The 10,028-nt window shown below is 60.4% G+C and carries 11 protein-coding genes; 1 reads left to right on the forward strand and 10 read right to left on the reverse strand.

The window, feature by feature from the left end:
- Positions 1-15 precede the first annotated feature (15 nt).
- Positions 16-801, forward strand: coding sequence for an OmpA family protein (locus MUM_RS0130560; protein WP_010176789.1), 786 nt, complete (start codon positions 16-18; stop codon positions 799-801).
- Between the two features lie 96 nt (positions 802-897).
- Here MUM_RS0130560 and MUM_RS1000000134435 read toward each other — a convergent pair whose 3' ends face one another.
- The 10 genes from MUM_RS1000000134435 to MUM_RS0130610 form a co-directional block, all read right to left on the reverse strand.
- Positions 898-1,143, reverse strand: a complete 246-nt coding sequence (locus tag MUM_RS1000000134435; protein WP_141629575.1) for a hypothetical protein — start codon at positions 1,141-1,143, stop codon at positions 898-900.
- 102 nt (positions 1,144-1,245) lie between these two features.
- Entirely contained in the window at positions 1,246-1,572 is a 327-nt protein-coding gene (locus MUM_RS0130570) for a hypothetical protein (RefSeq protein WP_003219233.1), read from the reverse strand.
- Positions 1,569-2,474, reverse strand: a complete 906-nt coding sequence (locus tag MUM_RS0130575) for an alpha/beta hydrolase (RefSeq protein WP_010176790.1) — start codon at positions 2,472-2,474, stop codon at positions 1,569-1,571. The genes MUM_RS0130570 and MUM_RS0130575 overlap by 4 nt, the downstream gene beginning before the upstream one ends.
- Before the next feature lie 157 nt (positions 2,475-2,631).
- Positions 2,632-3,909, reverse strand: a complete 1,278-nt coding sequence (locus tag MUM_RS0130580; protein ID WP_010176791.1) for a flavohemoglobin expression-modulating QEGLA motif protein — start codon at positions 3,907-3,909, stop codon at positions 2,632-2,634.
- Positions 3,910-3,930: 21 nt separating this feature from the next.
- On the reverse strand, positions 3,931-4,479 hold the full coding sequence (locus MUM_RS0130585) for a hypothetical protein (RefSeq protein ID WP_010176792.1): 549 nt from the start codon (positions 4,477-4,479) through the stop codon (positions 3,931-3,933).
- A 16-nt stretch (positions 4,480-4,495) separates the two neighbouring features.
- Positions 4,496-5,212: a TetR/AcrR family transcriptional regulator gene (locus MUM_RS0130590; protein WP_029616163.1), complete on the reverse strand. Its 717-nt coding sequence runs from the start codon at positions 5,210-5,212 to the stop codon at positions 4,496-4,498.
- A 178-nt stretch (positions 5,213-5,390) separates the two neighbouring features.
- Positions 5,391-6,890, reverse strand: coding sequence for a lysine--tRNA ligase (lysS, locus tag MUM_RS0130595; protein WP_010176794.1), 1,500 nt, complete (start codon positions 6,888-6,890; stop codon positions 5,391-5,393).
- A 76-nt stretch (positions 6,891-6,966) separates the two neighbouring features.
- A protein-coding gene (gene prfB / locus MUM_RS0130600; RefSeq protein WP_141629576.1) for a peptide chain release factor 2 occupies positions 6,967-8,062 on the reverse strand; the annotation gives its coding sequence in 2 pieces (ribosomal slippage) (positions 6,967-7,989 and positions 7,991-8,062; 1,095 coding nt in all).
- 291 nt (positions 8,063-8,353) lie between these two features.
- Positions 8,354-9,355, reverse strand: a complete 1,002-nt coding sequence (locus MUM_RS0130605; RefSeq protein ID WP_010176796.1) for a diguanylate cyclase — start codon at positions 9,353-9,355, stop codon at positions 8,354-8,356.
- Between the two features lie 51 nt (positions 9,356-9,406).
- On the reverse strand, positions 9,407-10,028 hold a 622-nt coding region (locus MUM_RS0130610; RefSeq protein WP_010176797.1), incomplete at its 5' end, for a chemotaxis protein CheB.

Below are 10,028 nucleotides of genomic sequence, written 5' to 3' on the forward strand. Positions count from 1 at the left end.
AAGGACGACACGACTATGCGTAAACAATTGATGATCCCTGCCCTGCTGGCGATGAGCGTTGCTCTGGCGGCTTGCTCCACCCCGCCGAACCAGAACCTGGAAAACGCTCGGACCAACTTCTCGGCCCTGCAAGCCAACCCGCAAGCCACCAAAGTAGCGGCGCTGGAAACCAAAGATGCCAGCGAATGGCTGGACAAGGCTGACAAGGCCTACCGCGACAAGGAAGACCAGAAGAAAGTCGACCAACTGGCCTACCTGACCAACCAGCGCGTTGAAGTGGCCAAGGACACCATCGTCCTGCGTGAGTCCGAAGCCAAGCTGAAAAATGCCGGCGACGAACGTGCCCGCGCCCTGCTGGAAGCCCGCGACGCGCAGATCAAGCAACTGCAAGACAGCTTGAACGCCAAGCAAACCGATCGCGGTACCCTGGTGACCTTTGGTGACGTGTTGTTCGCCACCAACAAGTCCGACCTGAAATCCAGCGGCCTGGTGAACATCACCAAGCTGGCGCAGTTCCTGCGCGACAACCCGGACCGCAAAGTGATTGTTGAAGGCTACACCGACAGCACCGGTTCCGACTCGTACAACCAGAGCCTGTCCGAGCGCCGTGCCGCGTCCGTACAACGTGCTCTGGCCAATCAGGGTGTGGATATCTCGCGCATCGTGACCCAGGGCTATGGCAAGGAATACCCGGTTGCCGATAACAGCAGCGTTTCGGGCCGTGCCATGAACCGCCGCGTTGAAGTGACCATCTCCAACGACAACCAGCCGGTCAAGCCACGTTCGTCGATGGCCAACTGATCGACTGATGCGCCATAAAGAACCCCGCCAATAGGCGGGGTTTTTTGTTTGGAGTTACCTGTGGAGCAACGCGATATCTCCAGGGCTTTTACCCACTCAAAACTGAATCTGCCCGCCACCGCCGCCATTGCCAGCCTGTGAACCTTGGCCCTGGCTGCCTTGTTGTTCGGCTTGCATCAGCATCTTTTTGAGCAACTCCAGAAGATCATCTCCCCCTGCACTCTGGCTGCCGCCGACTTGGCCTGCGACTTGGCTAGCCGCTGCCTGGGCAGGATCTGAACCCTGAATACCCTCAGTGCCAAAATTGCCACCGACTGGATAGGATGAATCATTAACTCGCATATAGATGACTCCACATTAAGTAACCGAATCAGCGACGCTGACCGGCTCGAAATCTGTGGTAATCAATCCGGAATAGTTCCAGCGTTTCTCACACAATCTGTCTTACTGCTCCAGTTGCGGCGTTTCCTGGCCCATGCAGCGCACTGCCTGTTTCTTGCTGTTTACCAGCACGCCCGTCAGGCCTTTCTGTTCGGTGTCAAACAGCACCAGCACGCCGTCGACACATTGCGCCACTTGCGCAGCCGGGGTCAGGGAGATTTTGTAGTCCTCGCCCGGCACAGTCTTGAGCATGGTGAAGTCGCTGAGCAGCAACGCATCCTCGGGCTTGGCGAAATGCAGATAGCCGTAGTACCACAGGCAGCCGACGGTGCCGATGATGGTGCCGATACCGGTGAGGATCAGGGGGATCATGTTGCGTTCTTCGCTCATTGCGGGTTCTCTGCGTTGGAATTCGGGGCCGTCGGGTAATTGGGGATTTCCCCCAGGCGGCGCAGCCCGTTGAAATGCTGCGGGTCATCGAGGTAGCGCAGCATCACGGTTTGCCAGGTCTTGTCGGCAAAGGTCTGCACATGGCCACCCCGGGTCAGTTGCAGCACCCTCGGTGGCGGCGCAGCTTGATACAGGCGAATGCCGTTGGACAACGGCACGATCGGGTCATCGAGGCTGTGGAACAACAGTTTCGGCACGCCGGTCAGTTGGGGCATGGCGTTGATCGCACTGTCGGCGTCCGGCACCAGCCACGACAACGGCACCTGGAACGGCCATGTTAACCAGGAGGTGCTGAGTGCAAATTGTCCTACGTCACGATAACTGGCCGGCACACCGTCCAGCACCAGCGCCTTGAGCTGCGGCTGACGCTCGGGATGGGCGGCCAGATAGTGCACCACCAGCGCACCGCCCAGGCTTTGGCCGAGCACGATCAACGGCTGGCCCTGGGTTTCGGGGGCATTGTCGATCCACTTGAAGGCCGCGTCGATGTCCTGATAGACCGCCGGCAGCGAAGGTTCACCTTCGGACAGGCCGTAACCGCGATAGTCCACCAACAGCACTTGATAGCCCTGCTCCGGCAACCACCAACTGCCACCGAGGTGCCAGGCGAGGTTGCCGCCATTGCCATGCAGGTGCAGCACCGTGCCCTTGAGCGGCACGCCGGCCTTGGCTGGCAGCCACCAGGCGTGCAGCTTGAGGCCATCGGCGGTGGTCAGCGTGACGTCACGGTAGTGCAGCCGGGCCTTTTCCGGGGTGAACGGCAAGCCGCGCTCCGGGTAGAACAGCAGGGAGCTGCAGCCGTTCAGGGTCAGTAGCAGGCACAGAATGCCGAGGATTCTCATCCGTTGAAGCCTCGTGAATGGGTTGGAACAGAGCCCCATGGCTGATGAAGATCAACTGTGGGAGCTGGCTTGCCTGCGATAACGGTGTTGGACTCACCATCGTCATCGCAGGCAAGCCAGCTCCCACATTTTGACCGAGTTCTTTCAGGGAAATCCCTCAAAGGATATTGGAGTAATCCGCCTCGATCCGGTCCAGGCTCAAATGGTTGAGGAAGTTGGAGAAGCACATCCACGCCGCCAACGCATTCATGTCACGGAACTGGTCCGGCAGGTATTTGGGCGGCACCACCAGGCCTTCATCCACCAGTTGGCGCAGGGTGCGCATGTCTTCAAGCGTGGTCTTGCCGCAGAACAGCAGCGGTACTTGTTCCAGCTTGCCTTTGCGCACCGCCAACTGAATGTAGTTGTAAACCATGATAAAGCCCTTGAGGTAGGACAAATCCTTGGTAAACGGCAGGCCCGTCGGCGTCGACCCACGGAAAACCCGGCTGGCGTTGCCGTAGCTTTCCGCCATCTCAAAGCCCTGCTCGCGGAAGAATTCGAACACCTGCAGGAAGTCGGCGCCCTGCTCCACCATATGAATGGCACGGGTGCGGTTGGTCAGTTTGCGCAAGCGGCTGGGGTAGGAAGCGAACGTGATGATTTCCATCAGGATCGCCAGGCCTTCCTGGGTCACCGTCGACGAGGGCGGGCCCTTGGACAGGAAGGTGCAGATCGGCTGGTTCTGGCCATTGAGGGTGGTGCCCACATGCACCAGGCCTTCATGGACTTCCAGGGCGCGCACGTCACGGTCGTTGAACATCGCGTCAGCGCGGATCTTGATGTAGTCGGCGCCTGCCGCCGCATCCGCCACGATACCGTCGGACTCGAACACCCGGATGGTTTCCTCGGCCTCGCCGAACACCTTGTTCAAGCGGCTTTGCAGCAGGTTGACGGCGTCCTTGGCGGTCAGGGTCTTGGCTTCGTCCTTGAGGTCGCCACGGCCGTCGATATTGTTCAGGTAGTCCGACATCATCAGGCCGAGGTCGGCCAGGGTCGGGTCACCGGCGTGGAACGCATCGGAGGCGGCGCCATACAGCTCCTGGGAGATCAGGCCGAAATCCTCGGTGCCGCGCGCTTCGAGCATGCGCACCACCATGCGGTATTCCTTGCACATGCGCCGCATGATCTGCCCGACCGGGTTGAACTGGCCAAGCTGGCGGGTGATGTCACGCTCGATGTTCTGGAATTCCAGCTTCACCGCGCTGGAATCGAACGACAGCGGCCGGTTCAGGTAGTAGTCGCGGTCCACCGCGGGCATTTCCTTGCCCTTGCCCTTGAGGAATCCCTGGCGAATATTTTCGTCCCACTTCACGGCGTCGAGGACGCGAATCGGTGTTTGCGCCAGCACAATGCGATCGGACAAGGTGCGTATCGTCTGCTGGTAATCGTCCACCCGGAGCTTCCTCTTTAAACGTTATTTGCCCGCACGCTGGTAGCGCACGGCTTCGACGAACACGTCGGCGTTGGCCGGGTCATCCAGGTAGTCAAACACCCGTGTCATGGGGCTATCGACCAGCACACCGGCGCCTTCGACGGTTTCGACAGTGCTGCCGCTCAAGGCCTTCTGCCCGATAGCCTGGTGGACCTGATCCAGGTCGAGGTTGTAGACCACCAGTTCGTGTTCATCATTCAATTCGAACCCGGCGAGGATGTAATGCCCGCCGAATTTGGCCGGCAACGGCGCCGACAAATACCAGCGGCTGCCATGCCGGGAAACCGTGAACAGGTATTCATCCCGCTGGCCCGGTTTGGCTTTAGGGTAGCTCACGGCTTTGTAGCGATGCTCGCCAACGCGGCTGATTTGCAGGTTGAGCGGCTCGCCCCAGGCATTTTTGCTGGCCCATTTGCCCAACAGCGCATCAGGCGCCGCTTCGCTGGCCGGCAGCGGGTCCTTGAAGGTCACCAGGCAACCGCTGAGCAACAGGAACGACAAGGCGATCACGACGACACGCCAGGCTTTCATTGGACAATCCCCTGTGTCAGACCGAAGCCAACACCAAATGCATGTAACGCTTGAGGATCTCAAGCATTTCTTCGCTGGTCAGAGGCTCTGCCCCGCCCAGCAGGCCCTGATATTCCATCCGACCGATAATCGCCGTCAACACTTTGGCATCCTGTTGCGGCTCGCGTGAACCCAATACCTGGAAAAACTGGCAAGTGCCCTGTAGCAGGATTTGCTGGTGGGAACGCACCAGGTCGGCCAGGCGCGGGTTCAGCAGCGCCTCCTGGCGAAACGCCTGCTCGGCCATCAGGTGCTCGCGACGGTTGAGCAATTGGCGTTGCACGTAATCGGCGGTCAGGCGCGCGATGTCATCGGCCAGTTGCGAGCGCGACTGCGGGCTGCCGTCGCCATACGCGACCATCTCCCGCAGCAGGCCCTCGTTACGCACCCACAACTTGCCCATGAACGCCGCGCTGCGTTCCACGTATTGGGCGAAGGTGTCGGTGAGCAGGTCATCGATGTCCTTGAAGTAATAGGTGGTGGCCGACAACGGTACCCCGGCCTCCGCCGCTACTGCACGGTGACGCACGGCACGCACACCCTCACGCACCACGATGCGCATCGCCGCATCGAGAATGTCTTGCCTGCGTTGCTCACTGCCCCGGCGACTGGCCTTGCGGCCCTGGTACTGAACACTTTCAGCCACGGCAGCGGCAATGCCGGCGGCACCCTTTTGAGCCATTACGCGGTTCACGACGGATCTTCCTCCACAGTGTGACGCGGAGCGTCACGGGCTGCATTCCCACGCGGAGCATGGGAACGATCATCCCACGCTCCGCGTGGGAACGATCACCTGGCGCTGTTTACTTGACGCTTATAAACGCCACATAAAAAAGCCGCCTTATAAAAGGCGGCTTCGGATTTCGCTACGGTTACGCTTGTGGCCGCATGTGCGGGAACAAGATCACGTCGCGGATCGACGGCGAGTTGGTCAACAACATCACCAACCGGTCGATGCCAATACCTTCACCGGCCGTTGGCGGCATGCCGTACTCCAGGGCGCGAACGAAGTCGGCGTCGTAGTGCATCGCCTCGTCGTCACCGGCGTCCTTGTCAGCCACCTGGGCCATGAAGCGCTCGGCCTGGTCTTCCGCGTCGTTAAGCTCGGAGTAGGCGTTGGCGATTTCGCGGCCGCCAATGAACAGCTCGAAACGGTCGGTGACGTTCGGGTTGTCATCGTTGCGACGGGCCAGCGGCGACACTTCGAACGGGTACTGGGTAATGAAGTGCGGCTGTTCCAGCTTGTGCTCCACCAGTTCTTCGAAAATCATCACCTGCAATTTGCCCAGGCCTTCGAAGCCCAGCACCTTGGCACCGGCCTTCTTGGCGATGGCACGGGCCTTGTCGATGTCGTTCAGGTCGTCAGCGGTCAACTCAGGGTTGTACTTGAGGATCGAATCGAACACCGACAGGCGCACGAACGGCTCGCCGAAGTGGAACACCTTGTCGCCGTACGGCACGTCGGTGGAGCCCAGGACCAGCTGCGCCAGCTCGCGGAACAGCTCTTCGGTCAGGTCCATGTTGTCTTCGTAGTCGGCGTAGGCCTGGTAGAACTCCAACATGGTGAATTCAGGGTTGTGACGAGTCGAAACGCCTTCGTTACGGAAGTTGCGGTTGATCTCGAACACTTTTTCGAAGCCGCCGACAACAAGACGCTTGAGGTACAGCTCAGGCGCGATACGCAGGAACATTTCCATGTCCAGCGCGTTGTGGTGGGTTTCGAATGGCTTGGCTGCTGCACCACCCGGGATGGTTTGCAGCATCGGCGTTTCCACTTCCAGGAAGTCGCGCTTCATCAGGAAGCTGCGGATGTGCGCAATGACCTGCGAACGCACACGGAAGGTCTGGCGCACTTCTTCGTTGACGATCAGGTCAACGTAGCGCTGGCGATAGCGCTGCTCGGTGTCGGTCAGGCCGTGGTGCTTGTCCGGCAGCGGGCGCAGGGATTTGGTCAGCAGGCGCACGTTGGTCATTTCGACGTACAGGTCGCCCTTGCCGGAACGGGCCAAGGTGCCTTCGGCGGCAATGATGTCGCCCATGTCCCAGGTTTTCACCGAGGCCAGGGTTTCTTCGGACAGGGTTTTACGGTTGACGTAGACCTGGATGCGACCGGTCATGTCCTGGATCACCATGAACGAGCCACGGTTGAGCATGATGCGACCGGCAACCTTGACCGGGATTGCAGCCTCTGCCAGCTCTTCCTTGGTCTTGTCCGCGTACTGTTTCTGCAAGGCATCGCAGTAGTTTTCGCGGCGGAAGTCGTTCGGGAAGGCATTGCCCTTGGCGCGCTCGGCAGCAAGCTTTTCCTTGCGCAGGGCGATCAGGGAGTTTTCTTCCTGTTGCAGGGCCTGGTCGAGTTGTTGGTCGCTCATGTCTTTAATTTTCCATCAGGTTCGTTGTCCCCGGCCTGCGGCCGGGGATCGCCGGCAAGCCGGCTCCTACAAGGGGTTACAGGCCAGATTTCAGGCTGGCTTCCAGGTACTCGTCGATATCACCGTCGAGCACCTTGTCGCAGTCGCTGCGTTCGATGTTGGTGCGCAGATCCTTGATCCGCGACGCATCGAGCACATACGAACGGATCTGGTGACCCCAGCCGATATCCGACTTGGTGTCTTCCAGCGCCTGGGAAGCTGCGTTGCGCTTCTGCATTTCCTGCTCGTACAACTTGGCCCGCAACATTTTCATGGCGGTGTCCTTGTTCGCGTGCTGGGAGCGTTCGTTCTGGCAGCTGACCACGGTGTTGGTCGGTACGTGGGTAATACGTACGGCCGAGTCGGTGGTGTTTACGTGCTGACCACCGGCACCGGAGGAACGGTAGGTGTCGATCCGCAGGTCTGCCGGGTTGATCTCGATTTCCACCTTGTCGTCGATCTCTGGCGAGACAAACACCGCGGAGAACGAGGTGTGGCGACGGTTGCCGGAGTCGAACGGGCTCTTGCGCACCAGACGGTGCACGCCGATCTCGGTACGCAGCCAGCCAAAGGCGTATTCGCCCTTGATGTGCACGGTCGCGCCCTTGATACCGGCGACTTCACCGGCCGACAGCTCCATGATGGTCGCGTCGAAACCGCGTTTGTCAGCCCAGCGCAGGTACATGCGCAACAGGATGTTGGCCCAGTCCTGGGCTTCGGTGCCGCCGGAACCGGCCTGGATATCCAGGTAGGCGTTGTTCGGGTCCATTTCGTGGCTGAACATGCGGCGGAATTCAAGCTTGGCGAGGTTTTCCTCGAGACGGGCCAGCTCGGCGACAACATCGCCCACTGCGCCTTCGTCGTCTTCCTCGACGGCCATGTCCAGCAGGTCGCGGCAATCGCCCAGACCGGTGTTCAATTCGTCGAGGGTCTCGACGATCTGCGCCAGCGCAGCGCGCTCGCGGCCCAGTTCCTGGGCGTATTCAGGTTTGTTCCAGACAGCCGGATCTTCAAGCTCGCGATTGACTTCAGTCAGACGCTCATGCTTTTGATCGTAGTCAAAGATACCCCCGAATAGTTTCGGAGCGCTCGGACAGGTCCTTGATGGTGTTAAGGATCGGGTTGATTTCCATGGCGGGCAGCACTCGTTGGCGAACTTTTGAAAGCCGACGAGTATAACGACAAACGGCTGATAACGGCAGTCCGCTTGGCCGATTGTGCTATGTGCCACTTGCCTGGAGCTGCGAGCACCCACCTGTGGCGAGGGGGCTTGTCCCCCGTTGGGCTGCGAAACGGCCCCAATACAGGCTATGGAGTTCTAACTGAGAGGAAACGCCGTTCTTAAACGGGGCTGCTACGCAGCCCCACGGGGGACAAGCCCCCTCGCCACAACAGCCCCTCAACCACAAAGTGGGTGGCAGGAATTATTCGATCCCCACCTGATTGCGCCCATTGTGCTTGGCCAGGTACAGGCCCTTGTCCGCCGACGAGATCAACTGCCGGCAATCGGTGCCCTGTACCGGGGTCATGGTCGACAGGCCGATACTGATGGTCAGGCTCGCCCCTTCGGCCGGGCTGATGTGCGGGATTTTCAGCGCAGCCACCGCCTGGCGCAGTTTCTCGGCCACCAGCCGGGCGCCGCCCGGCGAGGTGTTGGGCAGCACCAGGGCAAACTCTTCACCGCCGTAACGCGCCGGCAAGTCCGAGGGACGGCTGCTGGCGTCACGAATGGTCGCAGCGACCTTGCGCAACGCTTCGTCGCCTTCCAGGTGGCCAAAACTGTCGTTGTAGGTCTTGAAGAAGTCCACGTCGATCATCAGCAACGACAGTTGGGTCTGGTCACGCATGGCACGGCGCCACTCCAGTTCCAGGTATTCGTCGAAATGCCGGCGGTTGGACAGCCCGGTCAAGCCGTCGGAGTTCATCAGCCGTTGCAGCACCAGGTTGGTGTCCAGCAGCTGCTGTTGGCTGACCCGCAGCGCGCGGTAGGCCGCGTCCCGCTGCAACAGGGTCATGTAGGAGCGCGAGTGGTAGCGGATGCGCGCCACCAGTTCGATGTTATCCGGCAGCTTGACCAGGTAGTCGTTGGCCCCGGCGGCAAACGCTGCGCTCTTGATCAGCGGGTCTTCCTTGGTGGAGAGCACGATGATCGGGATGTTCTGCGTCGCCGGGTGATTGCGGTATTCGCGCACCAGGGTCAGGCCGTCGAGGCCCGGCATCACCAGGTCCTGCAGGATCACCGTCGGTTTGATACGAATCGCCTGGGCAATGGCCTGGTGCGGGTCGGCGCAAAAGTGGAAGTCGATATTGTCTTCATGGGCCAGGCCCCGGCGTACGGCTTCGCCGATCATGGCCTGGTCGTCGACGAGCAACACCATGGCGGCGTTTTCGTCGGTCTTGAAGTCGTCGAGCTGTAAATCATTCATTTGCAGTCACCTGAATTACTACCTGCAGGCCAGGACAGCGTGTGATATCGGTCATCTTGCGAATACCTCCAGCAATCGTGGCGCAATTCTGTCCAATGGGCGAATTTCAACAGCCGCGTCGATCGCCGCTGCCGCTTTGGGCATGCCGTAAACAGCACAGCTTTGCTGGTCCTGCGCGATGGTCAGGTAGCCTTGCTGACGCATCATTTTAAGTCCCTGGGCGCCGTCACGGCCCATGCCGGTCAGCAGCACGCCGACGGCATCGCCGCTCCAGTAACTGGCGACGCTCTCGAAAAACACGTCGATGGACGGCCGGTAAATTTCGTTCACGGGCTCGGCGGTGTAGGCCAGCGTCCCGTTCTTCAGCAAACGAATGTGATGATTGGTGCCGGCCAGCAGCACCACGCCGCTTTGTGGCGGCTCGCCTTCCCGGGCCAGGCGCACCGGCAGGCCCGAGGCACTGCTCAGCCATTCGGCCATGCCGGCGGCGAATACCTGGTCCACATGCTGCACCAGCACAATGGCTGGCGAAAAGTCCCGGGGCAAGCCCTTGAGCAGGGATTCCAGGGCAGCCGGACCACCGGCAGACGAACCGATGGCCACCAGACTCTGGCGCTTGCCCATGGTCCGCTGGGGCGCAGGCTCGGCCCGCACCCGATTGCCACGCTGGCCG

The organism is Pseudomonas sp. PAMC 25886, from assembly GCF_000242655.1.
Classification (GTDB): domain Bacteria; phylum Pseudomonadota; class Gammaproteobacteria; order Pseudomonadales; family Pseudomonadaceae; genus Aquipseudomonas.